Below are 26,253 nucleotides of genomic sequence, written 5' to 3' on the forward strand. Positions count from 1 at the left end.
GCGTGATCCTACTGAGTTCACCGCACATGGGTGAGCGGTAGGGTGCCGGATGTTCGCGTGAGCACACGCCGAGTCGACTGGACATATACGGCCAACTCGCCCGATGTCGGAGCGAGGAGGCCCCGGAACTCCGTCTGCCGGCACCTTCCTGGCCGTGCCCGGCGCGAACCGGCACCAGACCTTCACGACACAGACGCACCACCACCACCGAGGGGGAACAGCAGGTGAGCATGACGGCCGCCGCCACCGGCGGACCCGGCACGGGCGCGCCTTCCGGGTCCGGCAACGGACTCGGCTTCTGCCGGGTCACCATTGTCGCGCCGGACAGCCGCATCGATGTGGCACTGCCCGACGACGTCCCCGTCGCGGACCTCTACCCGGAGGTCCTCCGGCTGTCGCAGCAGGGCGCCGAGGCGGGCGCCCCGGTCGGTTACCACCTCGTCCGCACCGACGGCACCGTGCTGGACAGCGCCCGCTCCTTCGCCGCGCAGCGCATTCTCGACGGCGAACTCCTCACCCTGCGCCCGTTCGCGGAATCGCTGCCCCCGGCCGTCTTCGACGACGTCGCCGAGGCCGTCGCCTCGGCCGTGACCCGGCAGCACAAGCTGTGGAGCGGCGACCTGACGCGCGCCGCGGGACTCGTCGGCGGCGGTGTGCTGCCGGCGCTGCTCGCGTTCGTCGCCTGGACCGCCGACCCGCGGCACGACATGCACGGCCTGGCCGGCATCCTCGCCGCCGTCACCGGCGTCCTCCTGGTGGTGCTCTCCGCGGTCCGCGCCCGGGTCTACGACGACCGCGGCTCGGCCCTCACCCTCGGTCTCGGCGCGCTGCCCAACATCGGCGTCGCGGGCAGCGGACTGCTGCCCCTGAGCGGCGGCGAGGGCATCGGCAGACTCCAGTTCCTGCTGGCCTGCGCCGCGGTCCTCCTCGCCGCCCTCGTCCTCGCCCTGTGCTCACCGCAGGGCGACGGGCCGTTCGTGGCCTTCGTCTTCGCCTCGGCGGTCGCCCTGGTCGTCGTCTTCGTGGCGACCCTGACCGACTGGTCCCCGATCGAGACGGCCGGCCTGTGCGCCCCTGTCTCCGTCGGCGCCCTCGCCTTCTTGCCCGGCATGTCGATGCGCTTCGCCCGGCTGCCGATCAGTTTCGAGAACCCGAGCAGCGGCGCCTCCCGCTCCGCCTACGGGGCCGAGGCCGCCGGGCCCGAGCCCGTGGACACCGCACGCGTCGAGGCGCAGGCCCGGCGCGGCCACGAACTCCTCGTCGGCCTGGTCGGCGGCTGCGCGCTTCTCGCCGTCGGCGCCTCGGCGGTCCTGGGCTTCTCGGACGACGTCTGGGCCCAGTTGCTCGCGCTCGCCACCGGCGTCGCGATGCTGATGCGTGCCGGTCTCTTCCGCTACACCGCCCAGGTAGCCCCCGTTCTGGCGGCGGGCCTCGGCGTGCTGGTCCTGCTGGGTCTCGGTCTCGCCCTCAATCCGCCGCCGCACATCGTCGCCGCCGCGCTGGACGGCCACCGCACCGACCTCGACATCCGCACCGTCTGGCTGAGCGCGGCCATCGCCGCCGCGACCGCTCTGGTGACGGCGCTGGGCCTGATCCTTCCCCGCCGGGGCCTGACTCCGTTCTGGGGCCGCTTCCTGGAGATCTGCGAGGGTTTCGTGCTGCTGACGCTGATCCCGCTCACCCTCGCCGTCTTCGACGTGTACGCGACCGCACGGTCGATGACCAGCAAGTGACCGCCGGCCCGACAGCCCGGTGGGATACCTGCGTGTGCCTCCGGCCCGACCGCACGGTCGATGACCAGCAAGTGACCGCCGGCCCGACCGCACGGTGGGTCGCCTGCGTGTGACCCCGGCCCGACCGCACGGTGGGATACCTGCAACTGACCGCCGGCCCGACCGCACGGTGGGTCGCCTGCGTGTGACCCCGCCCCGACCGCACGGTCGATGACCAGCAAGTGACCGCCGGCTCGACAGCCCGGTGGGATACCTGCGAGTGACCGCTGGCCCCACCGCACGGTGGGCGACCAGCGGCTGATCCCGACCGACCGGGCGCCGGGATCACCGCCCGCGCCGGCCCGGTCGCACGCTCGGCGCCACCGCGACGCCGGCGCCACCCCGGTCACCCTCACAGCCTCCGAAAGGACAGTTCAGCGTGAGCTTCGGCCCACCTCCATCGATGTACACCCAGTCCACCGTGGCCGCGAACACATCGCGGTCCAAGCGCCGCAGGCGGCTGCTCGGCGCGGTCGCGGCGCTGGTGGTCGCCGTGCTCGGTGTCGGCGCCGGCCTGCTCTGGTACAACTCGGGCGGTCACGGCCAGGAGCGGAGCGACGCCAAGGCGCCCCGGCAAGCACCGGACGCCGTACGCGAGACCGTGGAGAGGCCGCCTCGCTCACCGGAGGGCCAGGCCGTCGTCATGCACAACGAGACCGGCCTCCCCGACGATCAGCTGTACGCACCCGGGACCTGGGCCACCGGCAAGATCCTCGCGCGGGCCGTCGGCCACCGCATCGAGGGCTACCCGATCGACCCGCGCTTCGACCTCACCAGCACCGCCTGGAAGCTGCGGCTCGACGGCCACGTCTGCGCCGTCAGCCGCGACGTCACCGCCGACGGCCGGACCGCGGTCGTCGTCCAGCCACCCGACGCAGCCAAGAAGGGCGTCTGCAACGAGGTGCTCGTCGTCGACCTGGACACCGGCGAGAAGCTCTGGCAGAAGAAGATGCCGTCGGCCGACTTCGCCTATGTCACCAACACCAACCTGGCACTCACCCGGGGTGTCGTGGCCGTCGCCTGGGGCAAGGGATCGGTTGCCTACGACATCGGCAGCGGCAAGCGGCTGTGGAACACCACCCTCGCCACCTCCCAGTGCCACGACACGGGCTTCGCCGGTGGCCGCGCCCTGCTGGCCCTCGTCACCTGCGGTGACGACGACGACACCGACTACCGGGTGGAGAAGCTCGACCCGCGCACCGGCAAGGTCCGGTGGCGGTACTCGGTCAGCAAGGGCGTCCAGGACGTCTACCTGCCGTCCGCCGACCCGCCCGTGGTCGCCGTAGCGGCGGGGGACACCCTGGTCACCGACCTGATCACACTGGACCCGGCGTCGGGCGAACGCCGGGCCCGCATCTCGATGCGCGGCTACCAGCCCGACTGCGGCGCCGCGATGTACCCCGGCCCGTTCTTCGGCACGGTCGACAAGTGCTACGGCGTGGTGACCGGCCGGGACCGGATCTTCGTGATGAGCAAGGAGAGCGACGAGATCCGCAAGCCCGCCAACCACATCACGGCCTTCGACCCCGTCAAGGGAACCGCCGTGGCCCGGTTCGACGGCCGCCCCTTCCAGCCGGTGCTCCCCGTCCGCACCAGCGGCGACGATCTGATCGTCTTCCGCAGCACCCTCGACGACGTGCAGCCCGCGGCCGTGGTCGGCTGGAACCCCCGCACCGACAAGGAGACCCCCTACCTCCTCTTCCACCTCCCGGAGGACGACGCGTCCGAACTCGGCGACCCCGAGCAGTCGGACGTCTTGTACGAGCAGGGACACGCCTTCTTCGCCCGGCGCGCGATGGAACGCGACGACAGCCACCCGAAGGACCCGGTGCTGTCGGTGATCGGAATCGGCAGCGCGGGACTGCGGCACTGACACAGCGCGGGACTGCGGCACTGTCATACGGGAGGGGGGGGGGGGGGGGGGGGGGGGGGGGGGCCCCCCCCCCCCCCCGAGCCCCCCCCCCCGCCCCGCCCCCCGGGGACCGCGCCCCCCTGGCCCCCGCCCCCGGGGACCCCACGCCCGGGTTTCCACCCCCCGGGGTTCCAACGACCGGGGTCCCAGGCACCGCGGTCCGAGCGACCGCGGTCCGAGCGACCGCGGTCCGAGAAGCCATGGGCCGGGATGTACACGCCGAGGTGTTGTCGGCAGAGGTGTCATGAGCACGGGTGTCATGCGCCTGGAATTCATGAGCAGGCCGGTCCGCACCCCCGGCGCCGCGGCGACCGCCGCCCTCACGGCCGCGGTCCTCGTCCTCACCGGCTGCGGTGCGGAGAAGGACGGCAGCGCCCGTCCCGTCGCGGGGGCCGGAGCCGTCGGTGCCGACCGGCCGTGCCCGTCCGGCATGCCCCGGTACGGCGCCACCCCGGACCCGGCGGGGGCCGGCGGCCCGTCACCCGCCTCCGTCGCCACGGCCGGCCGCCCCTCCGCCCCGAGCCCGGCATCCACCGGCGCCGGGCTGTCCGCGAGCACGACCCCCCGGCCCTCCCGGGCACCGCTGCCCCTGCCCGGTGGCACCCGGCCGGCGACGGACGGAGTGCGGATCACCGGGCTGTACGGCCGGACGTCCGGCCAGGACTGCGCGGCCGCCGGCTTCTCCGCCGACTTCACGGTCACCAACGACACCGGCACGGCCATGACGTACACGATCACTCTGGGCTTCCTGTCGGAGTCCCACGGCGCCGCCGGCACGGCGAGGACGATCGTCGCCGCGGTCCCGCCGGGCCGGACGGTGACGGGCACGGCCGACATGGACGAACCGGCCGCACGGGTCCCGGCGGTGACGGACGTGACGGTCGAGAAGGTGAGGAGTGTCCCGGTCGGCGAGGCCCCTTCGGCGGGCGGCCCCTGTCCGCCCTCCGGGGTGCACGTCTACGCCGACCAGGGCGACGCCGCCATGGGGCTGCGCGCGGTGAGCCTGCACCTGGAGAACTGCGGCACGCGCGCCTACCCCCTGAACGGCCGCCCCGCCGTCCAGGTCGTCGACGCCGACCACGAACCCGTCAGCGGCGTGCGCGTCGTGCACGGCGAGGAGATCGCCACCGGCACCGGCGCGGACGGTACGCCCAGCCCCCTCTCCCTGGCCCCCGGCGAGCGCGCCTACGCCGTCCTCACCTGGCGCAACACGACCGAGTCCGGCGACCCGGTCAACGCCCCCTACGTCCGCGTACGGCCCGGACCGGGCGCCGCCCCGGTGGTCGTGACACCCGAGCTCGACCTCGGGACGACGGGCCGGCTCGGCGTCGGCCCGTGGAAGAAGGAGGACACCGGCCGCTAGCGGGACGACGGAGCCGGGCGTCAGGCGAAAAACGGTGGTCGGCGGGGCGGGAGCAGGGGAGACTCGGACATGTGTTCCTGACGATCTCCACCACCAGCGGCGACGCCGCCAGACCAGCCACCGACCTCGGGTACCTGCTGCACAAGCATCCCGGCAAGGCGCAGAGGTTCTCGACGTCCTACGGCACCGCCCATGTCTTCTACCCGGAGGCGGACGACCGGCGTTGCACGGCCGCGCTGCTGCTGGAGATCGACACGGTGTCGCTGGTCCGGCGGGGCAAGGGCAAGGGACGGGGCGGCGCACCCGACGCGGCGCTCGCGCAGTACGTCAACGACCGCCCCTACGCTGCCTCCTCGCTGCTCGCGGTCGCGCTGAGCGGCGTCTTCTCCAGCGCCCTGCGCGGGGTGTGCGCCGCACGCCCGGAGCGCGCCGCCGCGCCGCTGCCCCTGCGTGTCGAGGTACCGGCCCTGCCCGCCCGAGGGGGCGCCGAGCTGGTGCGGCGCCTCTTCGCGCCGCTCGGCTGGACCGTGGGCGCCGATCCGGTGCCGCTCGACACCGAGTTCCCGGAGTGGGGCGACTCGCGCTACGTCCGCCTCGTCCTGGAGGCGCGGACGCTCACCCTCGCCGAGGCGCTGCGCCACCTGTACGTCCTGCTGCCGGTCCTCGACGACGCCAAGCACTACTGGGTCTCCGCCGACGAGGTGGACAAGCTGCTGCGGGCCGGCGAGGGCTGGCTGCCCGGCCACCCGGAGCAGAAGCTGATCACCAGCAGATATCTGTCCCGCCGTTGGTCCCTGACCCGGCAGGCGATGGAGCGGCTGGAACTCGTGCGGCTGGCCGAGGCCGACGACAGCCGGGTCGAGGAGATCGACAACGCGGTCGAGGACATCGACGTGGCCGAGGACGCCGGTTACGCGGTCGAGGACGCCGGCGACGCCGTCCCGGAGGCCGACGCCGGGGCACGGACACAGACCGGGGCCCGGCCGCAGACCCAGGCCCAGGCGCAGACCGGGGCCCAGGCGCAGACCGGGGCCCAGCCGGAGGCTTCGGATGCCGGGCTGACGTCGGTGCCGCTCGCCGTGCAGCGCAGGGAGGCGATCCTCGCCGCCCTGCACGCGTCCGGTGCCACCCGGGTCCTGGACCTTGGGTGCGGGCAGGGCCAGTTGGTGCAGGCCCTCCTCGAGGACGTGCGCTTCACCGAGATCGTCGGCATGGACGTCTCGATGCGGGCGCTGACCATCGCCGCCCGCCGGCTCCGGCTCGACCGCATGGGCGAGCGCCGGGCGTCCCGGGTGCGGCTCGTCCAGGGTTCGCTCGCCTACACCGACAACCGGCTCAAGGGCTACGACGCCGCCGTGCTCAGCGAGGTCGTCGAGCACCTGGACCCGCCCAGGCTGCCCGCCCTGGAGTACGCCGTGTTCGGGCACGCCCACCCGCGCACGGTCCTCGTGACCACCCCCAACGTCGAGTACAACGTCCGCTGGGAGACCCTGCCCGCCGGGCATGTCCGGCACGGCGACCACCGTTTCGAGTGGACCCGCGAGGAGTTCCGCGCCTGGGCCGGCGAGGTGGCCGGACGGCACGGCTACGACGTCGGGTTCGTCCCCGTCGGACCGGACGACCCGGAGGTCGGGCCGCCCACCCAGATGGCCGTGTTCGAGCTCAGGACCCCGACGGACGAGAAGGAGGCGAAGGCCGCATGACCGAGACCCGCACGGGACGGACCCTGCCCGTCACCGACCTCTCCCTGGTCGTCCTCGTCGGCGCCTCCGGCTCCGGCAAGTCGACGTTCGCCCGCAAGCACTTCAAGCCCACCGAGATCATCTCCTCGGACTTCTGCCGCGGTCTGGTCTCCGACGACGAGAACGACCAGAGCGCCTCCCGGGACGCCTTCGACGTCCTGCACTACATCGCCGGCAAGCGGCTGGCGGCCGGCCGCCGGACCGTCGTCGACGCCACCAGCGTCCAGCAGGACAGCCGGCGGCAGCTGATCGAGCTGGCCAAGCAGTACGACGTGCTGCCCATCGCCATCGTGCTGGACGTGCCGGAGGAGGTGTGCGCCGAACGAAACGCCGCCCGCACCGACCGCGCCGGCATGCCCCGCCGGGTCATCCAGCGGCACGTCCGTGAACTGCGCCGCTCGCTCAGGCAACTGGAGCGCGAGGGCTTCCGCAAGGTGCACGTCCTGCGCGGGGTGGCGGAGGCGGAGAGTGCCACCGTCGTCACCGAGAAGCGCTTCAACGACCTGACCCACCTCACCGGCCCCTTCGACATCATCGGCGACATCCACGGATGCTCGTCCGAACTCGAGGCGCTGCTGGTCAGGTTGGGCTATGTGGACGGCGTGCACCCACAGGGCCGTACCGCCGTCTTCGTCGGCGACCTCGTCGACCGTGGCCCGGACAGTCCCGGCGTGCTGCGCCGCGTGATGTCGATGGTGCGGTCCGGCGCCGCCCTGTGCGTCCCCGGCAACCACGAGAACAAGTACGGCCGTCACCTCAAGGGCCGCAAGGTGCAGCACACACACGGACTCGCCGAGACCGTCGCGCAGATGGAGGGCGAGAGCGAGGAGTTCCGGGCCGAGGTCCGGCGCTTCCTGGACGGGCTGGTCAGCCACTACGTCCTCGACGGCGGGCGGCTCGTGGTCTGCCACGCCGGTCTGCCCGAGAAGTACCACGGCCGCACCTCCGGCCGGGTCCGCTCGCACGCCCTGTACGGCGACACCACCGGCGAGACGGACGAGTTCGGCCTGCCGGTGCGCTACCCGTGGGCGGAGGAGTACCGGGGCCGGGCCGCGGTGGTCTACGGCCACACGCCGGTGCCGGAGGCGACCTGGCTCAACAACACCATCTGCCTGGACACCGGAGCCGTCTTCGGCGGCAAGCTGACCGCGCTGCGCTGGCCCGAGCGCGAGCTGGTCGACGTGCCGGCCGACCGGGTCTGGTACGAGCCGGCGCGGCCGCTGCGCACCGAGGCGCCCGGCGGTCACGATGGACGGCCGCTGGACCTGGCGGACGTGCACGGCCGCCGGGCGGTGGAGACCCGGCACGCGGGCCGGGTGGCGATCCGCGAGGAGAACGCCGCGGCGGCCCTGGAGGTCATGAGCCGCTTCGCGATCGACCCGCGCCTGCTGCCGTACCTGCCGCCCACCATGGCACCCACGGCGACCTCGCGGGTGGAGGGCTACCTGGAGCACCCGCAGGAGGCCTTCGCGCAGTACGCGCGGGACGGGGTCGCGCGGGTCGTGTGCGAGGAGAAGCACATGGGCTCGCGGGCCGTGGCCCTGGTGTGCCGGGACGCGGAGGCGGCCCGCGCCCGCTTCGGCGTCGCGGACGGTCCGGCGGGTTCGCTGTACACCCGTACCGGGCGGCCGTTCTTCGACGACGAGAAGGTGACGGGGGAGATCCTCGACCGCCTGCGCTCGGCGATCGCGGACGCCGGCCTGTGGGAGGAACTCGACACGGACTGGCTGCTGCTGGACGCCGAGCTGATGCCGTGGTCGCTGAAGGCCTCGGGGCTGCTGCGCAGCCAGTACGCGGCCGTGGGCGCCGCAGCCGGCGCGGTGTTCCCGGGGGCGCTGGCCGCCCTGGAGGCCGCCGCCGCGCGCGGCGCCGAGGTGGACGGACTGCTGGACCGGCAGCGCGAACGCGCGGCCGACGCCGACGCGTTCACCACCGCCTACCGCCGCTACTGCTGGACCACCGAAGGCCTGGAAGGCGTCCGCCTGGCCCCCTTCCAGATCCTCGCGAGCAGCGGACGCAGCCTCGCCGGGCTGCCGCACGACGAGCAACTGGCCCTGGTCGACCGGATGGTGGAGCACGACGGCACCGGACTGCTGCAGACCACCCGCCGCCTGTACGTCGACACCGGTGACCCTGAGTCGGTGCGCGCGGGCGTCGACTGGTGGCTGGAGATGACCGGCCGGGGCGGCGAGGGCATGGTCGTCAAGCCGGTCGGCGCGCTGGTCCGGGACGGGGACGGGCGGCTGGTGCAGCCCGGCATCAAGTGCCGGGGCCGCGAGTACCTGCGGATCGTCTACGGTCCCGAGTACACCCGGCCGGACAACCTCGCCCGGCTGCGGCAGCGGTTCCTGAACCACAAGCGGTCCCTCGCCCTGCGCGAGTACGCCCTCGGCCTCGAGGCCCTGGACCGGCTCGCGGCGGGTGAGCCGCTGTGGCGGGTCCACGAGGCGGTCTTCGGGGTGCTGGCACTGGAGTCGGAGCCGGTGGACCCACGCCTCTGAGCCCGGCGAGCCCGGCCCACGCGACCCTTGTGCCGCGCAAGCATCTGTCCATATGGTGGACACCTGTGCGGCACAAGGGCGTTGGCGGATCCGAGGGGAGCGGTGGACATGGAGATCAAGAAGGTCGTGGTCCGCGAGGACCAGCGGAGCACCACTCGCAGACCGGCGATCCTGGAGAAGCGGCCGACCCGCTGAGCATGCGCGTCCACCTGGTCACGATGCCGTGGCACCCGATCGACCTGCCCTCGCTGCAGCTGGGCCTGCTCCACCGCGTCGTGCGCGGGGCCCGCCCCGGCGACGAGGTGACCGAGTTCCACGGGTCCCTGCGCTGGGCGGAGTTCCTGCTGGAACACTCCGGCGGCCGGCTGCGCCCGGGGGACTACGTGGCCGTCGGCAGCGACGCGATCTTCCACGGCCTGGGCGACTGGGTGTTCTCCGGGGCCCTCTACGACGACCCCGGCTGGGGCCTGGCCCGGCTGCGGCACTACGCGGCCGGCCGGGACGTCTTCATCGACACCGCCGTCGCCATGCGGCCGTACGCCGCCGCCTTCATCGCCGAGTGCGCCACCGAGGTGCTGGCGGCCGAGCCGGACGTGATCGGGTTCACCAGCACGTTCATGCAGAACGTCGCCTCCCTGGCGCTCGCCCGCGAACTCCGCCGGAGACGCCCGGAGTCGGTGATCGTCTTCGGTGGCAGCAACTGCGACGGCCCGATGGGCCACGCCCTGCACCGCAACCATCCCTTCGTGGACCACGTGGTCCGCGGGGAGGCCGAGTACGCCTTCCCGGCCCTCTTACGGCACCTGGACGCCGGCACCGCCCCGGTCGACGTGCCCGGCCTGTGCTGGTGGGACGGCACCCGCTCGCGGGCCAATCCGGAGACCCGGCGGACCGTGGCACCCGCCGACATCCCCTCGCCCGACTACGACCAGTGGCAGGCCGCGCTGGACGCCTCCCCGGTCCGGGAACACGTCCACCCGAAGCTGGTCGTGGAGGGGGCCCGCGGATGCTGGTGGGGCGAGAAGCACCACTGCACCTTCTGCGGCCTGAACGGCTCGGCCATGGCGTTCCGCGCCAAGCCGGGGGAGCGGCTGTGGGCGGAGATCGACCGGCTGGTGCGCCGCCACCGCGTCCTCGACGTGGTCACGGTCGACAACATCATCGACATGGCCTACTTCCGGGACTTCCTGCCCCGCGTCGCCGAGAGCGGCTGGGACCTGCGGCTGCACTACGAGGTCAAGTCGAACCTCACCCCCGGGCAGCTCCGGATCCTCGGCGAGTCCGGCACCGTGCACATCCAGCCCGGCATCGAGAGCCTGGGCAGCCGGGTCCTGGACCTGATGGACAAGGGCGTCACCGGCGCCCGTAACGTGCGCACCCTGCGCGAGTGCGAGAACCACGCGCTGACCTGCTCCTGGAACCTCCTGTACGGCTTCCCGGGCGAGCGGGCCGAGGACTACACGCCGGTCGTCGACCAGCTCCCCGCCCTGGTGCACCTGCAGCCGCCGAGCGGCGCGCACCGGATCCAGCTGGAGCGTTTCAGCCCGCACTTCACCGACCCGGCACGCGGCTTCGGCAAGCGCCGGCCGGCCGAGATGTACCAGCACGTCTACGACCTCCCCGAGGCAGAACTCGCCGATCTGGTCTACCTGTTCGACACGGAGGACGCGGGCATCGCGGGCCCGGCCGAGCAGCGGCTGACGGACGCCGTCGCCGCGTGGCGGGCGGGACACGCACACTCCCGGCTGCTGTTCGAGGAGGACGGCGGGGCCCTGCTGGTCCACGACCGGCGGCACGGCCGGCCCCCGGCCACCCACCGCTTCACGGGCTGGCGGGCCGCGGCCCTGCGGCGGCTGGAGGACGGCCGGACCGTCCCCGCCGTGCACCGGCTGCTGACCGCCGACGGTCACGAGGTGACCCCGGACGCACTGGCGGAATGGGTCCAACAGGTATTCGCGCTGGGCCTGTTGTTCCGCGACGGACTCACCTATGTCGCTCTGCCGACCTGGGGCGAGCCGGTCCGTCTGACCGAGGGGGCCGGGTGAGCGGGCTGCCGGCCGCCGTGCCGCACCGGCTCACCGGCCGCCGGGTCGAGACCACGGGGCCCCTGGACCTCGGCGGGCAGGGCCGGGAGACGGTGGAGGCGGTGCGGTTCCTGCGCGAGTGCCAGAGCCGCGGGCTGAGCGTGAGCTGGCGCGCCACGGGCCGGCCGTCGTACGACCCGTCCGTGCTGCGCCACCTGCCACCGCCCACCGGACCGGCGGGCGTCCACGAGTGGGCCGCCTGGCGGTCCGCGTACGCCTACGGCAGCCTGTACCACCGCCGCGGCCCCGGCTTCGTGACGGTCCTGGACCGGCGGGAGGCGGGCCGAGCCGTCCGGCTCACCCTCGACCACCCCGACCTGCACGCCGTCTTCCTGCGACTGCTGGAGCCCACGCGCCTCGGCGTCCTCGACGACACCGAGCGGGAGGCCGCCGGCCTGCTCGCCGCCGAGCGGCTGGTCCTGACCTGCGGGGGCTGGGCGGTGGCGCTGCCGCCCCGGCTGCGGCAGTGGCCCGTGCCCTGCACCGCGATCTGATCCCGGGCCGGCCCTACGGGCGGCGAAGCGGGTCCGGCACCGTCAGCCGAGCAGCCGCAGGCGCTGCCCGCACACCCCGAACCGGACCGTCTGCCCCCAGGTCAGCCGCAGCGCGTCCGACTCGACGCCGTCGCCGAAGGCGACGAGCCGATCGGACTCCACGGTGACGGTCAGCGCGGCCGAGGCGGCCAGCTCACCGGCGACCAGGCGCGTCCCGGTGGCCGGCGACGGCCAGGCCTCCCGGACGAACCACACCAGACGCTCCTCGGTGGCGGCGGGCAACGCGAGCGCGCTTCCCCGCTCCCGCCACACCGAGCGCAGCCAGCCGGTCGCGCCGGTGCCGGTCCCGACCAGCACCCCGGAGGAGGCCTGGGCCTCGGCGGCACCCCCGTCGCCGTCGAGGCCCAGGCGGTATCGGGCGGTCTGGTGACCGGGCGCGCCCAGATAGATTTCGTTGAGCGCCACCAGCCGCTGGGTGTCGTCGGCCACCGCCTCGACCATGGTGAGTTCGTCGCACCCCGTCCCCACCGCCTCCGCCGCCGTCAGCAGGCGCGCAGCGTCCCGCGGACGGTGCCGTACCAGCACACCGGGGTTGCGGCCGGGATCGGCGTCGATGCCGATGACCGGCTGCCCCGCCAGGTACTTGGCCACGTTCGCGACCAGTCCGTCCTGCCCGACCACCACGACCAGGTCCTCGGGAGCGAACAGGAACCGCTCCAGATCGGCCCGCTCGACCGTGGTCCGGCGCCAGGTCAGCGGCACCGCGGCGGTCACCTCGGCCAGCGCCCGGCGGACCCGGCGGTGGCGATCGGCGACCTCCTCGACGTCCCGGCCGCGCGAGGCGAGGAAGAACGCGGCCTGGCCGTGGGTGCCGTGCCTGGCCACCAGTTCCTCGTACTCGGTGGTCCGGTGGATCAGCACCGCGCGCGGGGCGAGGCTCACGGCTGCGCCCCCGGTGCGGCGAGCCTGGCCAGCAGCCCGGTCAGCACGTCCGGCGAGATGGTCACGCTGTCGATGTGCGGCACGTTCTCGGCCAGCTGTATGCCGGCGAGAGCGTGCAGGACCGCCACCTCCACCTCTGCGTGCACCCGCAGCCACGCCGCCCGTGCCTCGGCACCGGCCTCGCCCACCACGCGGGCCTTCTCGGCCTCGGCGCGGGCGAGCCGTACCGCCTTGGCCGCCTCCGCCTCGGCCAGCCGCTCGGTGCGGATCGCCTCCGCCTGGGCCAGCCGCTCCGTACGGGTCGCCTCCGCCTCGCTGAGGCGCACCGTGCGGGACGCCTCGGCGTCGGCGCGTACGGCGTCGGCGGCCGCCTGCTCCTCGGCCTCGCGCCGGGCGTTGACACCCCGCTGGTCCACCAACCGCTCCTCGCGCCGGGCCAGTTCGATGCGGCTGGCGAGCTCGTTCTCGGCGATCGCCCGCTCCCGCTCGACGGCCACGGCCCGGCGTTCGTACGTCGCCCGGTCGGCGTCCTGCTGGATCCGCTCCCGGGCGGGGGTGCGCAGCGCCCGCTCCACCTCGGGCTCCGGGCGCACGGCCACCACGCGGACGGCGACCACCTCGATGCCGGTGGCCGGCAGCCGGGGCTCGGCGGCCAGCCCGGCGGCGAGCCGCTCGCGCACCGTGCGCACGCCGTCGGTCAGCGCGGTCGACAACGGCACCCGGGCCAGGACGTCCAGGGCGTGCTCCTGGGCCGTCTCCGTGAGCAGGGTGCCGAGTTGCTCCAGCGGGGTGCCGCGCCATGCGCCCGTGTCCGGGTCGATGGAGAAGTCGAGGCGGGCGGCGGCGAGCGCCGGGTCGCCGATCCGGTACGTCACCGTCGCCTGCACCGTCACGTCCTGGAAGTCGGCCGTCCGGGCGTGGAAGGTCATGGCCAGCTCGCGGTCGTCCACGGGGATCTCGGAGAGCGCGGCGGTCAGTGGGCGGAACCAGAAGCTGAGTCCGGGACCGTCGTGCACCAGCCGGCCCGAACGGTGGTGGCGGATGTGCGCGGTGGGCGCTCCGCGCAGATGGCGCCGACCGAGGCGCCGGGTGATGTCGGCCATGCGACCCCCTCTTTTTCGTCAGTGAGACGATAATCGCCGTGTCACTTGTCGTCAAGGGGACGAAAACAACCGGCGGCGGAAACCGCCGAGGAGCGGGTGAACCCGGGGCGCGATGGTCAGGATGGAGGCATGGGATTCCAAGTCGACTCCGAGGCCGGGCGGCTGCGCCGGGTCATACTCCACCGTCCGGATCTCGAGCTCAAAAGGCTCACCCCCAGCAACAAGGACGCCCTCCTCTTCGACGACGTGCTCTGGGTGCGCCGGGCGCGCGCCGAGCACGACGGTTTCGCCGACGTCCTGCGCGACCGCGGGGTCGCCGTCCATCTCTTCGGCGACCTGCTCACCGAGACGCTGGAGACCCCCGAGGCCCGCACCCTCGTCCTGGACCGCGTCTTCGACGAGAAGGAGTACGGTCCGCTCGCCACCGACCACCTGCGCGCCGCCTTCGACGAGCTGCCCCCCGGCGAGCTGGCCGAGGCGCTGGTCGGCGGGATGACCAAGCGGGAGTTCCTGGACGCGCACGCGGAACCGACCTCCGTCCGCTTCCACGTCATGGACCTGGACGACTTCCTGCTGCGCCCGCTGCCCAACCACCTCTTCACCCGTGACACCTCGGCCTGGATCTACGACGGCGTCTCCATCAACGCCATGCGCTGGCCCGCCCGGCAGCGCGAGACCGTCCACTTCGAGGCGATCTACCGCCATCACCCCCTCTTCCGTGCCGAGACGTTCCGCATCTGGTCCCGGGGGCAGGCCGACTACCCCTCCACCATCGAGGGCGGCGACGTCCTGGTGATCGGCAACGGCGCCGTGCTGATCGGCATGAGCGAGCGCACCACCCCGCAGGCCGTGGAGATGCTGGCGCACAAGCTGTTCGCGGCCGGCTCGGCGCGCACGATCGTCGCGCTCGACATGCCCAAGCGGCGGGCCTTCATGCACCTCGACACGGTGATGACCATGGTCGACGGCGACACCTTCACCCAGTACGCGGGGCTCGGGATGCTGCGCTCGTACACCATCGAACCGGGTACCGGTGATCGGGAGCTGAAGGTCACGGACCATCCGCCGGAGCACATGCACCGCGCGATCGCCGCCGCCCTCGGCCTGGGCGAGATCCGGGTGCTCACCGCCACCCAGGACGTGCACGCCGCCGAGCGCGAGCAGTGGGACGACGGCTGTAACGTCCTCGCCGTCGAACCCGGGGTCGTCATCGCCTACGAGCGGAACTCGACCACCAACACCCATCTGCGCAAGCAGGGCGTCGAAGTGATCGAGATCCCCGGCAGCGAGCTGGGCCGGGGCCGGGGCGGTCCGCGCTGCATGAGCTGCCCGGTCGAACGCGACGCGGTGTGACCGGGCGGACGTCCGAAGGTCGCATAGAAATGCTGACTGTCGTATAGAATTTCAACGTCCTTGTCAGCCGTCACCCTGGAGCGCCCTCATGGCGACAGTCCCGACCGCCCTCGCCGGCCGCCACTTCCTCAAGGAGCTGGACTTCACCGAGGAGGAGTTCCGCGCTCTGGTCGAGCTGGCCGCGGAGCTGAAGGCCGCCAAGAAGGCCGGGGCCGAGATCCAGTACCTGCGCGGGCGGAACATCGCGCTGATCTTCGAGAAGACCTCGACGCGCACCCGCTGCGCGTTCGAGGTCGCCGCCGCCGACCAGGGCGCCCGTACGACCTACCTCGACCCCTCCGGCTCCCAGATCGGGCACAAGGAGTCGGTGCGGGACACGGCGCGCGTCCTCGGCCGGATGTTCGACGGCATCGAGTACCGGGGGGACAGTCAGGCCAAGGTCGAGGAGCTGGCCGCCTGCGCCGGAGTGCCCGTCTACAACGGGCTCACCGACGACTGGCACCCCACCCAGATGCTCGCCGACGTGCTGACCATGGCCGAGCACAGCACCAGGCCGCTGCGGCAGATCACCTTCGCCTACCTCGGTGACGCCCGCTTCAACATGGGCAACTCCTACCTCGTCACCGGGGCGCTGCTCGGCATGGACGTACGGATCGTCGCGCCCCGGCGGTACTGGCCGGACGGCGAGATCGTGGCCCGGGCCCGCAAGCTCGCCGAGGCCAGCGGTGCCGTCGTCACGCTCACCGAGGACGTCGCCGAGGGCGTCCGGGGTGCCGACTTCGTCGCCACCGACGTCTGGGTCTCGATGGGCGAGCCCAAGGAGGTCTGGGGGGAGCGGATCAAGGCCCTCGCGCCCTACGCCGTGACCATGGACGTCCTGGACGCCACCGGGAACCCGGACGTGAAGTTCCTGCACTGCCTGCCGGCCTTCCACGACCTGGGCACCAAGGTGGGCCAGGAGATCTACGAGGCCTACGGTCTGCGGTCGCTGGAGGTGACCGACGAGGTCTTCGAGTCCGCCCACTCCGTCGTCTTCGACGAGGCCGAGAACCGTCTGCACACGATCAAGGCGGTGCTGGTAGCCACACTCGCCTGACCAGCCTTATCCTGGCCGGCGGCCCGGAGCCACCCCTTCCGGTGCCGTCGCCGCGCCTCTACGACGGGCGCCCGCACCACCAGAAACGAGCACCACCCGCATGCCCGCTCCCCGCATCAAGTCCCCGCAGCTGCTCGTCGCCGAATCCGGTGCCGACCGCGAGGGACACGGCCTCAAGCGCACCATGGGCCTCTTCCAGCTCATCTGCTTCGGCGTCGGCGCCATCGTCGGCACCGGCATCTTCGTCGGTCTCTCCGACTCCGTCGCCAAGGCCGGACCCGCCGTCGTCGTCTCCTTCGTCCTCGCCGCGCTCACCTGCGTCTTCACCGCGTTCTCCTTCGCGGAGCTGGGCGGCGCGATCCCGGTCTCCGGTTCCTCGTACTCCTTCGCCTACGCGGGCCTCGGGGAGTCCACCGCCTTCCTGGTCGGCTGGTGCCTGCTGCTGGAGTACGGCATCTCCATCTCGGCCGTCGCCGTCGGCTGGAGCCAGTACGTCAACGAACTCCTGCACAGCCTCACCGGCGCGCAGCTGCCGGCCGCCCTGTCCGCGGGGCCGGGCGACGGCGGGATCGTTAACCTCCCGGCCGTGATCGTCATCGCCATGGCCTCCGTGCTGCTGGTGCGCGGGGTGCGGGAGAGCGCCCGGGCGACCGCCGCCATGGCCGCCGTGAAGCTCGTCGTGCTGATCGCCTTCTGCGCCATCGGCTACAGCGCCTTCAAGGACGGCAACCTCACGCCGTTCTCCCCGGCCGGTCTCGGCGGCATCGGCGCGGGCACCACCGCCGCGTTCTTCTCGTACATCGGCTTCGACGCGATCACCACCGCCGGCGAGGAGGCCAAGAACCCGCGCCGGGACATCCCCGTGGCGATCATGGTCTGCATGGGCCTGGTCACGCTGCTGTACTGCGCGGTCGCGGTCGCCGCGATCGGTGCCATCGGCGGCGACCAGGTGGCCGGCCGCCCCGCCGCGCTGTCCTACGTGGTCAACGAGGTCACCGGCTCCGGCATCGGCGGCGGAATCATCGCCTTCGGCGCGGTCGTCGCCATCGCCTCCGTGGTCCTCGCCGTCATGTACGGCCAGACCCGCATCCTGATGTCGATGTCCCGGGACGGCCTGATCCCGCGCGTCTTCGAGAAGGTGTCGCCGAAGACCGCCACGCCGGTCGCCGGCACGCTGATCGTCGCCGTGGTCTTCGCACTGCCGGCCGCCTTCGCGTCCCTCGACGCCGTCATGAACCTGTGCACCATCGGCACGCTCGCCATCATGGCCGTCGTCAACATCACGGTCATGGCCCTGCGCCGCCGCGAGCCCGGCCTCACCCGCAGCTTCCGGGTGCCTTTCCACCCCGTGACCCCGCTGCTCGGCATCGGCTTCTGCCTGTACCTGATGTACGAGACCGGCTGGCGGACCTGGCTGCAGTTCGCCGTGTTCCTCGTGGTGGGACTGCTCGTCTACGCCGCCTACGGGCGCCGGCACTCCACGCTGGCCCGCACGGCCCCCGAGGTCACGCCGGACGCCGCTGAGCGGGAACCGCAGGCAGTCTGAACCACACCGCCTTGCCCGACGGGGTGGGGCGGTGACCGCAGGACGAGCTGAGGGCGCGGATCAGCAGCAGCCCGCGCCCACCCTCCGACCAGGGATCGGGCTCCTCGATCACCGGCCGGGCCAGATGGCCGGGCGGCGCCGGATCGGGGTCGTGCACCTCCACCCGGCAGCCGGTCGGCAGCAGCTCGACCACCAGCTCTATCGGGCCGTGCCCGGCGGTGTGCTCCACCGCGTTGGCCACCAGCTCCGCCGTGAGCAGCTCCGCGGTGTCGCAGTCGGCCGGGTGCTCCACCTCGGTGAGGGCCGTGCGCACCAGGGCGCGCGCCACGGGCACCGCCGCCGTGGTGTGCGGCAGCGCGATGCGCCAGGAGGCCGGTTCGGTGAGGCGTTCGTGCAAGGCGGGTCCGTTCATGGAGCAGGCTGTCCTGCTTTCGACTGTAGGAAATGGTACGGGCCCGGCCACAGGGGCCGTCGACGGGCTTCGCCCGGGACCCTCGGCCCCGGTACCGGGCGGCCTACCCGGCCGAACGCCCCGGCTCGCCCGGCGGCGCCCACTGTTACGGCCCTGTCGACGATCGGTTACGCGGCCGGCCGGTCCGCCGTTCGGCGGAGGCTTGTCGCGTGCTGGTGACGACAGTCACAAACAGGTGATAACTTCATGGAGCAGCACCGTGAGGAACCGACCGCCGCAACGTGACGCACCGCCGCCCCGGGAGGCCGCACGTCATGAGTCCCTTCACCGGCTCCGCCGCCCGCACCTCCGACTGGGAGCATCTGCGGGTCCACCTCGCCGACGGTGTCGTCACCGTCACCCTCGACCGCCCCGAGAAACTCAACGCCCTCACCTTCGGCGCCTACGCCGATCTGCGTGATCTGCTCGCCGAACTCTCCCGGGAGCGCTCGGTGCGCGCCCTGGTGCTGACCGGCGAGGGGCGCGGGTTCTGCTCCGGCGGCGACGTCGAGGAGATCATCGGCGCCACCCTGGGCATGGACACCGCCCTGCTGCTGGACTTCAACCGGATGACCGGCCAGGTGGTCCGGGCGATCCGCGAATGCCCGTTCCCGGTGGTCGCCGCCGTGCACGGGGTCGCGGCGGGCGCGGGAGCGGTACTCGCCCTCGCGGCCGACTTCCGGGTGGCGGACCCCTCGGCACGCTTCGCGTTCCTCTTCACCCGCGTCGGCCTCTCGGGCGGCGACATGGGCGCCGCCTACCTGCTGCCCCGGCTCGTCGGCCTGGGGCACGCCACCCGGCTGCTCATGCTCGGCGAGCCGGTCCGCGCACCCGAGGCCGAGCGCATCGGCCTGATCAGCGAGCTGACGGAGGAGGGCCGCGCGGACGAGGGGGCCCGTGCGCTGGCCCGCCGCCTGGCCGACGGCCCGGCGCTCGCCTACGCCCAGACCAAGGCCCTGCTCACGGCCGAGCTGGACATGCCGCTGGCGGCGGCGATCGAACTGGACGCCGCCACCCAGGCCCTGCTGATGCACGGCGACGACTACGCGGAGTTCCACGCGGCGTTCACGGAGAAGCGCCCGCCGAAATGGCAGGGAAGGTGATCTTTCATGCCGACCTCAGGCGCGCCGGCCCCAGGGGTGCGGGCGACCACGACGGACCCGCGGCCGGCGGCCGCAGGCCCCCGGCACGGCGCCCGGCGCATCGCGATCATCGGCGCGGGCCCCGGCGGCCTGTACGCGGCAGCGCTGCTCAAACGCCTCGATCCGGCCCGTGACATCACCGTCTGGGAGCGCAACGCCCCCGACGAGACCTTCGGCTTCGGAGTCGTCCTCTCCGACGAGACCCTCGGCGGCATCGAACACGCCGACCCGGTCGTCCACGAGGCGCTGCAACGGGACTTCGTCCGCTGGGACGACATCGACATCGTCCACCGAGGCAGCCGGCACACCTCCGGAGGCCACGGATTCGCCGCCCTGGGGCGGCACCGCCTCCTGGAGATCCTGCACGACCGCTGCCTCTCCCTCGGCGTGCGGATCCACTTCCGCACCGAGGCCCCGCCCCCGCACGTGCTCTCGGCGGACCACGACCTCGTCATCGCCGCCGACGGAATCAACAGCGCCACCCGCGCCGCCCACGCCCATGCGTTCCGGCCCCGCGTGACCCGGCACCGCTGCCGCTACATCTGGCTCGCCGCCGACTTCGCCTTCGACGCCTTCCGCTTCGAGATCGCCGAGACCGAGCACGGTGTCATGCAACTCCACGGCTACCCGTACGCGGCCGAGGCGTCCACCGTGATCGTCGAGATGCACGAGGACGTCTGGCGGGCGGCCGGCTTCGACGAACTCGGTGAACAGGAGTCCGTCGGGCGCTGCGCCAAGATCTTCGCGGACGCGCTGAGCGGCCGGCCCCTGCGCTCCCGCGACTCGGCCTGGACGACGTTCCGCACGGTCGTCAACGACCGCTGGTCACACGGCAACGTCGTCCTGCTCGGCGACGCCGCCCACACCGCCCACTTCTCCATCGGCTCCGGGACCAAGCTCGCCGTGGAGGACGCGCTGGCCCTGGCCGCGTGCCTCGAGGAACAGCCCGACGTCGACTCGGCGCTGGCCGCCTACGAGGAGGAGCGGCGCCCCGTCGTCGCCTCCACGCAACGGGCCGCGCGGGCCAGCCTGGAGTGGTTCGAGAACCTGCGCCTGTACCTCGGCCAGCCGCCCCGCCAGTTCGCCTTCAACCTGCTCACCCGCAGCCGCCGCGTCACCCACGACAACCTCCGCCTGCGCGACGCCCACTTCACCGAAGCCGTGGAGCGCGAGTTCGGCTGCCCGCCCGGCACGCCCCCCATGTTCACCCCGTTCCGGCTGCGCGGCCTGACCCTGCGCAACCGCGTCGTGGTGTCACCGATGGACATGTACTCCGCCACCGACGGTGTCCCCGGAGACTTCCACCTCGTCCACCTGGGCGCCCGGGGCCTCGGCGGAGCCGGCCTGGTGATGACCGAGATGGTGTGCGTGAGCGAGGAGGGCCGCATCACCCCGGGCTGCGCCGGCCTCTACACCGGCCGGCAGGCCGAGGCGTGGCGGCGCATCACCGACTTCGTGCACACCAGCGCACCCGGCACCGCGATCGGCGTGCAGCTCGGGCATGCCGGCCGCAAGGGCTCCACGAAGCTGATGTGGGAGGGCATGGACGAGCCGCTGCCGCACGGCAACTGGCCGCTCGTCGCCGCCTCCGCACTGCCCTACAAGCCGGGCAGCCAGACCCCGCGCCGGCTCTCCCGGGCCCAGCTCACCGACGTGCGCGAGCAGTTCGCGGCAGCCGCCTGGCGGGCCGCGCGGGCCGGCTTCGACCTGCTCGAACTGCACTGCGCGCACGGCTATCTGCTCTCCGGTTTCCTCTCGCCGCTCACCAACCACCGCACCGACGCCTACGGCGGCTCGCTGGAGAGGCGGCTGCGCTTCCCCCTGGAGGTCTTCGACGCCGTACGCACGGTGTGGCCGGCGGAACGGCCGATGACCGTGCGCATCTCCGCCACCGACTGGGCCGAGGGGGGTACGACGGCCGGCGACGCGGTCGAGATCGCCCGCGCCTTCGCCGCACACGGCGCCGACGCCATCGACGTGTCCACCGGGCAGGTGGTGGCCGAGGAGCGGCCGGAGTTCGGGCGGTCGTACCAGACGCCGTTCGCCGACCGCATCCGGCACGAGGTGCGCGTCCCGGTGGTCACGGTCGGCGCGATCTCCTCCTGGGACGACGTCAACTCCCTGATCCTGGCCGGTCGTACGGATCTGTGCGCGCTGGCCCGCCCGCACCTGTACGACCCGCACTGGACCCTGCACGCCGCGGCCGAGCAGGGCTACGAGGGCCCCGGCGCCGGCTGGCCCGACCCCTACCGCGCGGGCAGCCGGCGGCCGCGGACCGGACGCACCGACGCCCCGAGACCCCGTCTGTCGCTCGGCGGTCCAGGCGGCTGAGGCGGCCGGGGCGGTGGACGGCGGGACCTCGCCTCAGACTCCCGCGAACTCGCCGCCCGCGTCCCGGAGCCGGTCGTGCAGGGCCCGGAAGACCGCCGCCGAGCGGACACCGGGCCAGTCGGCGGGCAGCAGGTGGGTGGGCAGGCCCGGGTCCGTGTAGGGAAGGTGGCGCCAGGAGTCGAGGGCGAGGAGGTAGTCGCGGTAGGCCTCCTCGGAGGGGGTGCCCGGCCGGTGTTCCCAGGCGTGCAGGACCGGCGCGTGCGCGTCCAGGAAGCCCTCGTGCGCCTTGGCGATCGCGGCCAGGTCCCACCAGCGGCCGACCGCCCCCGCCGTCGCCGCGAACCCCAGGTGCTCGCCGCGGAAGAAGTCCACGTACGGGTCCAGGTGCAGCCGGCGCAGCGTGTGCCGGGTCTCCTCGTACAGCCGGGCCGGCGCGATCCACACGCCGGGGGCCGCCGTGCCGAAGCCCAGGCCCGCCAGCCGGGAGCGCAGCACGTGCCGCTTCTGCCGCTCCGACTCCGGGACGGAGAAGACCGCCAGCACCCAGCCCTCGTCCTCGGGAGGTGCCGTCGCGTAGATGCGGCGGTCGCCGTCGTCCAGCAACTGGCGGGCCTCGGGGGAGAGTTCGTACCCCGCCGCGCCTGAGCCGGTGCGGGCCGGCAGCAGCAGACCGCGCCGTTTGAGCCGGGACACCGAGGAACGCACGGACGGCGCGTCCACGCCGACCGCGGCCAGGAGCCGGATCAGCTCGGCCACGGGCACCGGCCCGGGCATGAAGCGGCCGTACGCGCCGTAGAGCGTGACGATGAGGGACCTGGGTGCGTGCTGCTCGGACACGTTGATCATTTTAGGTCGTCGGCATCACTGCCGGTCCCCTCCGGTGCGCAACCGGAACCGCTGCAGCTTGCCGGTGGCCGTGCGGGGGAGTGCGTCGAGGAAGACGAACTCCCGCGGGCACTTGTAGGGCGCCAGTTCCAGGGTGAGGAACGCGCGGAGCGCCTCGGGGTCGCGCCGGACCCCGTCGCGCAGCACCGTGAACGCCACCGCCACCTGGCCGCGCGCCTCGTCGGGACGCCCGACGACGGCCGTCTCCACCACGTCCGGGTGGCGCAGCAGCGCGTCCTCCACCTCCGGTCCGGCGATGTTGTACCCGGACGAGATGATCATGTCGTCGGCGCGGGCCACATAGCGGAAGTAGCCGTCGGGATCGCGGACATAGGTGTCGCCGGTGACGTTCCAGCCGTCGCGCACGTACGCGCGCTGGCGCGGGTCGGCGAGATAGCGGCACCCGACCGGGCCGCGCACGGCCAGCAGGCCGGGCTCGCCGTCGGCCAGCGGAGTGCCGTCCGCCCCCTGCACGCGTGCCTGCCAGCCGGGCACCGGGACGCCGGTCGTGCCGGGCCTGATGTGCTCGTCGGCGGCGGAGATGAAGATGTGCAGCAGCTCGGTCGCGCCGATGCCGTTGATGATGCGCACGCCCGTGCGCTCGTGCCAGGCCCGCCAGGTGGCCGCGGGCAGGTTCTCGCCGGCCGACACGCAGCGCCGCAGGGACGAGACGTCGTGGCCGTCCAGGACGTCCAGCATGGCGCGGTACGCGGTCGGGGCGGTGAACAGCACCGAGACGCGGTGCTCGGCGATCGCGGGCAGCAGCTGTCGGGGCCCGGCCTGTTCCATCAGCAGCGCGCTGGCACCGGCCCGCATCGGGAAGACCACCAGGCCGCCGAGGCCGAAGGTGAAGCCGAGCGGGGGGCTGCCGGCGAAGACGTCGTCACCGACGGGGCGCAGCACGTGCCGGGAGAAGGTGTCCGCCGTGGCGAGCACGTCCCGGTGGAAGTGCATGCACCCCTTCGGGCGGCCCGTGGTGCCGGAGGTGAACGCGATCAGGGCGACGTCGTCGGCAGCGGTGTCCACGGCCGGGTAGGGGGTGGCGGACGCCGGGCGGCGGAGGAGGTCGTCGGGGGCGTCGCCGCCGTATGTCGTGATCCGCAGCCCGGGTATCCCGGCCTTCGCCAGGTCGTCCACCGCCCGGACGTCGCACAGCGCGTGCCGCACCCGGGCGATCTCGCACATCGTCGCCAGCTCGTGCGGACGCTGCTGGGCGAGCACGGTCACGGCTATCGCGCCCGCCTTCAGCACGGCCAGCCAGCAGGCGGCGAGCCAGGGTGTGGTGGAGCCGCGCAGCAGGACCCGGTTGCCGGGCACCACGCCCAGGTCGCCGGTGAGCACGTGCGCGATCCGGTCGACGTGCCCGCGCAGTTCGCCGTAGGTCCAGCCGGGCCCGGTGGGGGTGCGGAAGACCGGGCGGCCCGGGTCGGCGCCGGCCAGGAGTTCCGCGGCGCAGTTGAGCCGTTCGGGGTAGTGCAGCCCGGGCAGCTCGAACCGCAGCTCGGGCCATTCGCCGGGCGGGGGCAGATGATCGCGCGCGAAGGTGTCGACGTGGGCCGAGAGGTGCATGGCGGTTCGCCCCCTTGCCGTGACGAGCGTCGGGACGGGCGTCGTGGTGGGCACCGGCGTCCGGCGGGCACAGGGGACGACCTCCGGCATACCGCCGTCGCCCGGGCGGGCACCGCGCCTTTCGGCCGACTCGATCCGGACTCCCCCTGCCGGTTCGAGCGTATCGTGTTGGTGACGGCAGTCAACTGTGCGCGATAACGTCGGTGGGCGCAGGGGAGGAGCGGTGCAGGCCGCCCCGGTGCGCGCCGGGGAGAGTCCGCGGCGGCCCGCTCCCGAAGGGCGCCGGGTGGGACCGCGGTGGTCCACCCGGAGCGGTGTCGGGCGGGGCCGCGATGGTCCGTCCCGGGTGGTGGCGGGCAGGGCCGCGGTGGTCCAGCCCCCGGATGGTGGGCGGGGCCGCCGTGGCCCGGCCCGGAGGGAGGAGCGCCGGTGACCGCATTCTCACTCGGACCGGAGCAGACCGCCTGGTGTGCCGAGCTGCGCACACTGGCCGCCGAACGGCTGCGCCCGCTGGCCGACAAGGGCGAACCGGGCCGCGTCAACCGCCCGCTGCTCGCCGAACTCGGCCGGCTCCGGCTGACGGCACGGCTGTTCACCTCCGGCGCGCTCGACCTGTGCCTGATGCGCGAGTCCCTCGCCCAGGCCTGTACGGAGGCCGAGACCGCCCTCGCCCTGCAGGGCCTGGGCGCCCATCCGGTGCATGCCCACGGCACCCCGGCGCAGCGCCGGCACTGGCTGCCGCGCGTCGCCGACGGCAGCGCGGTCGCCGCGTTCGCGCTGAGCGAGCCCGGGGCCGGATCGGACGCGGCGGCACTGACCCTCGCCGCCGAGCCGCACGGCGACGGCTGGCGGCTCACCGGCGCCAAGTGCTGGATCTCCAACGCCCCCGAGGCCGACTTCTACACCGTCTTCGCACGCACCTCACCCGGCGCGGGAGCACGCGGCGTGACCGCCTTCCTCGTCCCGGCCGACCGGCCCGGCCTCACCGGCACCGCACTGGAGATGATCTCCCCGCACCCGATCGGCGCCCTCGACTTCGACGCCGTGGCCGTCACGGCCGACGACCTGCTCGGTGAGCCCGACCGCGGTTTCGCCGTCGCCATGGGCACCCTCAACCTCTTCCGGCCCAGCGTCGGCGCCTTCGCGGTGGGCATGGCCCAGGCCGCGCTCGACGCCACGCTCCGTCACACCCGCGAGCGCGAGGCGTTCGGCGGCCGGCTGATGGACCTTCAGTCGGTGTCCCACCAGGTCGCCGAGATGGCCCTGCGCACGGAGGCGGCCCGCCTGATGGTGTACGCGGCGGCGACGGCCCACGACGAGGGCGCCCCCGGCGTGCCGGGACGTGCCGCGATGGCCAAGCTGCTCGCCACCGAGACCGCGCAGTACGTCGTCGACACCGCCGTCCAGCTGCACGGCGCCCGCGCGCTGCGCCGCGGCCACCTCCTCGAACACCTGTACCGCGAGGTGCGCGCCCCGCGCATCTACGAGGGCGCCAGCGAGGTGCAACGGAGCATCATCGCCAAGGAGCTGTACGCCACGAGTCACGACCGGGAGGCCCGGTGAGCACCGAGCGCGTCAACCCGCCCGAGCTGTCCCCGCCCACGGGTTTCTCGCACGCCGTCGTCGCGGCCGGCTCCCGCGTGGTGTTCCTCGCCGGCCAGACCGCCCTGGACGGTGCGGGCAAGGTCACCGGCGCCACGCTCCCCGAGCAGTTCGAGACGGCACTGGGCAACCTCCTCACCGCCCTGCGCGCGGCCGGCGGCACCCCCGCGGACCTCGCCCGGGTCACGGTCTACGCCACGGACGTCGCCGAGTACCGCGCCCAGGCCGGCCGGCTCGGGCGCATCTGGCGGGAACTCGCGGGCCGCGACTACCCGGCCATGGCGGTCGTGCAGGTCGTACGGCTGTGGGACGAACGGGCGCAGGTGGAGCTGGACGGGTTCGCCGTACTGCCATGACGCGCCACC

Annotated in this window: 19 protein-coding genes; 14 read left to right on the forward strand and 5 right to left on the reverse strand. The window is 73.4% G+C overall.

Annotation, left to right across the window (positions count from 1 at the left end):
* Positions 1 to 230: 230 nt before the first annotated feature.
* From eccD to ACGFT2_RS16410, 7 genes are all read left to right on the forward strand, one after another.
* Positions 231 to 1,733 carry a type VII secretion integral membrane protein EccD gene (gene eccD, locus ACGFT2_RS16380; protein ID WP_393278430.1) on the forward strand — a complete coding sequence of 501 codons (1,503 nt, stop codon included), beginning with the start codon at positions 231 to 233 and terminating at the stop codon, positions 1,731 to 1,733.
* A gap of 460 nt (positions 1,734 to 2,193) precedes the next feature.
* Positions 2,194 to 3,645: a PQQ-binding-like beta-propeller repeat protein gene (locus tag ACGFT2_RS16385; protein WP_393278345.1), complete on the forward strand. Its 1,452-nt coding sequence runs from the start codon at positions 2,194 to 2,196 to the stop codon at positions 3,643 to 3,645.
* 283 nt (positions 3,646 to 3,928) lie between these two features.
* Positions 3,929 to 5,047, forward strand: a complete 1,119-nt coding sequence (locus tag ACGFT2_RS16390) for a DUF4232 domain-containing protein (RefSeq protein ID WP_393278347.1) — start codon at positions 3,929 to 3,931, stop codon at positions 5,045 to 5,047.
* Between the two features lie 71 nt (positions 5,048 to 5,118).
* Positions 5,119 to 6,750, forward strand: a complete 1,632-nt coding sequence (locus tag ACGFT2_RS16395) for a 3' terminal RNA ribose 2'-O-methyltransferase Hen1 (protein WP_393278349.1) — start codon at positions 5,119 to 5,121, stop codon at positions 6,748 to 6,750.
* On the forward strand, positions 6,747 to 9,290 hold the full coding sequence (locus tag ACGFT2_RS16400; protein WP_393278351.1) for a polynucleotide kinase-phosphatase: 2,544 nt from the start codon (positions 6,747 to 6,749) through the stop codon (positions 9,288 to 9,290). Before ACGFT2_RS16395 ends, ACGFT2_RS16400 begins: the two co-directional genes overlap by 4 nt.
* Positions 9,291 to 9,487: 197 nt before the next feature.
* Complete coding sequence (locus ACGFT2_RS16405) at positions 9,488 to 11,335, forward strand: RiPP maturation radical SAM C-methyltransferase (RefSeq protein ID WP_393278353.1); 1,848 nt, start codon at positions 9,488 to 9,490, stop codon at positions 11,333 to 11,335.
* Positions 11,332 to 11,868: a DUF5825 family protein gene (locus ACGFT2_RS16410; RefSeq protein WP_393278355.1), complete on the forward strand. Its 537-nt coding sequence runs from the start codon at positions 11,332 to 11,334 to the stop codon at positions 11,866 to 11,868. Before ACGFT2_RS16405 ends, ACGFT2_RS16410 begins: the two co-directional genes overlap by 4 nt.
* Before the next feature lie 42 nt (positions 11,869 to 11,910).
* On the opposite strand, the gene ACGFT2_RS16415 is transcribed toward ACGFT2_RS16410, so the two are convergent.
* Both ACGFT2_RS16415 and ACGFT2_RS16420 read right to left on the reverse strand, forming a co-directional pair.
* Positions 11,911 to 12,810, reverse strand: a complete 900-nt coding sequence (locus tag ACGFT2_RS16415; protein ID WP_393278357.1) for a hypothetical protein — start codon at positions 12,808 to 12,810, stop codon at positions 11,911 to 11,913.
* Positions 12,807 to 13,913, reverse strand: a complete 1,107-nt coding sequence (locus ACGFT2_RS16420) for an SPFH domain-containing protein (RefSeq protein ID WP_393278359.1) — start codon at positions 13,911 to 13,913, stop codon at positions 12,807 to 12,809. Before ACGFT2_RS16420 ends, ACGFT2_RS16415 begins: the two co-directional genes overlap by 4 nt.
* A 129-nt stretch (positions 13,914 to 14,042) precedes the next feature.
* Between ACGFT2_RS16420 and ACGFT2_RS16425 the strand changes: the two genes are divergently transcribed.
* The 3 genes from ACGFT2_RS16425 (at position 14,043) to ACGFT2_RS16435 (ending at position 17,908) form a co-directional block, all read left to right on the forward strand.
* Positions 14,043 to 15,266: an arginine deiminase gene (locus ACGFT2_RS16425; protein WP_393278361.1), complete on the forward strand. Its 1,224-nt coding sequence runs from the start codon at positions 14,043 to 14,045 to the stop codon at positions 15,264 to 15,266.
* 88 nt (positions 15,267 to 15,354) lie between these two features.
* Positions 15,355 to 16,362, forward strand: a complete 1,008-nt coding sequence (gene argF / locus ACGFT2_RS16430; RefSeq protein ID WP_393278363.1) for an ornithine carbamoyltransferase — start codon at positions 15,355 to 15,357, stop codon at positions 16,360 to 16,362.
* Positions 16,363 to 16,462: 100 nt separating this feature from the next.
* Positions 16,463 to 17,908 carry an amino acid permease gene (locus ACGFT2_RS16435; protein WP_393278365.1) on the forward strand — a complete coding sequence of 482 codons (1,446 nt, stop codon included), beginning with the start codon at positions 16,463 to 16,465 and terminating at the stop codon, positions 17,906 to 17,908.
* Here ACGFT2_RS16435 and ACGFT2_RS16440 read toward each other — a convergent pair.
* Positions 17,868 to 18,320, reverse strand: a complete 453-nt coding sequence (locus ACGFT2_RS16440; protein WP_393278367.1) for an ATP-binding protein — start codon at positions 18,318 to 18,320, stop codon at positions 17,868 to 17,870. The genes ACGFT2_RS16435 and ACGFT2_RS16440 overlap by 41 nt on opposite strands.
* 314 nt (positions 18,321 to 18,634) lie before the next feature.
* On the opposite strand from ACGFT2_RS16440, the gene ACGFT2_RS16445 reads away from it, so the two are divergent.
* Both ACGFT2_RS16445 and ACGFT2_RS16450 read left to right on the forward strand, forming a co-directional pair.
* Positions 18,635 to 19,462, forward strand: a complete 828-nt coding sequence (locus ACGFT2_RS16445; RefSeq protein ID WP_393278369.1) for an enoyl-CoA hydratase family protein — start codon at positions 18,635 to 18,637, stop codon at positions 19,460 to 19,462.
* A 6-nt stretch (positions 19,463 to 19,468) separates the two neighbouring features.
* Positions 19,469 to 21,832 (forward strand): bifunctional salicylyl-CoA 5-hydroxylase/oxidoreductase, encoded by a 2,364-nt coding sequence (locus ACGFT2_RS16450; protein WP_393278371.1) that lies wholly within the window; start codon positions 19,469 to 19,471, stop codon positions 21,830 to 21,832.
* A 33-nt stretch (positions 21,833 to 21,865) separates the two neighbouring features.
* Here the strand turns inward: ACGFT2_RS16450 and ACGFT2_RS16455 are convergent, their stop codons facing one another.
* Both ACGFT2_RS16455 and ACGFT2_RS16460 read right to left on the reverse strand, forming a co-directional pair.
* On the reverse strand, positions 21,866 to 22,678 hold the full coding sequence (locus ACGFT2_RS16455; protein WP_393278373.1) for a PaaX family transcriptional regulator C-terminal domain-containing protein: 813 nt from the start codon (positions 22,676 to 22,678) through the stop codon (positions 21,866 to 21,868).
* A 15-nt stretch (positions 22,679 to 22,693) separates the two neighbouring features.
* Positions 22,694 to 24,286 (reverse strand): AMP-binding protein, encoded by a 1,593-nt coding sequence (locus ACGFT2_RS16460; RefSeq protein WP_393278375.1) that lies wholly within the window; start codon positions 24,284 to 24,286, stop codon positions 22,694 to 22,696.
* A 429-nt stretch (positions 24,287 to 24,715) separates the two neighbouring features.
* On the opposite strand from ACGFT2_RS16460, the gene ACGFT2_RS16465 reads away from it, so the two are divergent.
* Both ACGFT2_RS16465 and ACGFT2_RS16470 read left to right on the forward strand, forming a co-directional pair.
* Complete coding sequence (locus tag ACGFT2_RS16465; RefSeq protein WP_393278377.1) at positions 24,716 to 25,849, forward strand: acyl-CoA dehydrogenase family protein; 1,134 nt, start codon at positions 24,716 to 24,718, stop codon at positions 25,847 to 25,849.
* Positions 25,846 to 26,244: a RidA family protein gene (locus ACGFT2_RS16470; RefSeq protein WP_393278379.1), complete on the forward strand. Its 399-nt coding sequence runs from the start codon at positions 25,846 to 25,848 to the stop codon at positions 26,242 to 26,244. The genes ACGFT2_RS16465 and ACGFT2_RS16470 overlap by 4 nt, the downstream gene beginning before the upstream one ends.
* The last annotated feature ends 9 nt before the right edge of the window (positions 26,245 to 26,253 follow it).

Origin of the sequence: Streptomyces sp. NPDC048514, from assembly GCF_043199955.1 — a bacterium.
In the GTDB taxonomy this organism is placed as follows: Bacteria; Actinomycetota; Actinomycetes; order Streptomycetales; family Streptomycetaceae; genus Streptomyces.

What these genes read in the sequence shown, in the direction of transcription:
- eccD (WP_393278430.1), top strand. Translation starts at nt 231, where the DNA reads ATGACGGCCGCCGCCACCGGCGGACCCGGCACGGGCGCGCCTTCCGGG.
- ACGFT2_RS16390 (WP_393278347.1), top strand. Translation starts at nt 3,929, where the DNA reads ATGAGCACGGGTGTCATGCGCCTGGAATTCATGAGCAGGCCGGTCCGC.
- ACGFT2_RS16400 (WP_393278351.1), top strand. Translation starts at nt 6,747, where the DNA reads ATGACCGAGACCCGCACGGGACGGACCCTGCCCGTCACCGACCTCTCC.
- ACGFT2_RS16405 (WP_393278353.1), top strand. Translation starts at nt 9,488, where the DNA reads ATGCGCGTCCACCTGGTCACGATGCCGTGGCACCCGATCGACCTGCCC.
- ACGFT2_RS16420 (WP_393278359.1), bottom strand. Translation starts at nt 13,913, where the DNA reads ATGGCCGACATCACCCGGCGCCTCGGTCGGCGCCATCTGCGCGGAGCG.
- ACGFT2_RS16425 (WP_393278361.1), top strand. Translation starts at nt 14,043, where the DNA reads ATGGGATTCCAAGTCGACTCCGAGGCCGGGCGGCTGCGCCGGGTCATA.
- argF (WP_393278363.1), top strand. Translation starts at nt 15,355, where the DNA reads ATGGCGACAGTCCCGACCGCCCTCGCCGGCCGCCACTTCCTCAAGGAG.
- ACGFT2_RS16435 (WP_393278365.1), top strand. Translation starts at nt 16,463, where the DNA reads ATGCCCGCTCCCCGCATCAAGTCCCCGCAGCTGCTCGTCGCCGAATCC.
- ACGFT2_RS16440 (WP_393278367.1), bottom strand. Translation starts at nt 18,320, where the DNA reads ATGAACGGACCCGCCTTGCACGAACGCCTCACCGAACCGGCCTCCTGG.
- ACGFT2_RS16445 (WP_393278369.1), top strand. Translation starts at nt 18,635, where the DNA reads ATGAGTCCCTTCACCGGCTCCGCCGCCCGCACCTCCGACTGGGAGCAT.
- ACGFT2_RS16450 (WP_393278371.1), top strand. Translation starts at nt 19,469, where the DNA reads ATGCCGACCTCAGGCGCGCCGGCCCCAGGGGTGCGGGCGACCACGACG.
- ACGFT2_RS16455 (WP_393278373.1), bottom strand. Translation starts at nt 22,678, where the DNA reads ATGATCAACGTGTCCGAGCAGCACGCACCCAGGTCCCTCATCGTCACG.
- ACGFT2_RS16460 (WP_393278375.1), bottom strand. Translation starts at nt 24,286, where the DNA reads ATGCACCTCTCGGCCCACGTCGACACCTTCGCGCGCGATCATCTGCCC.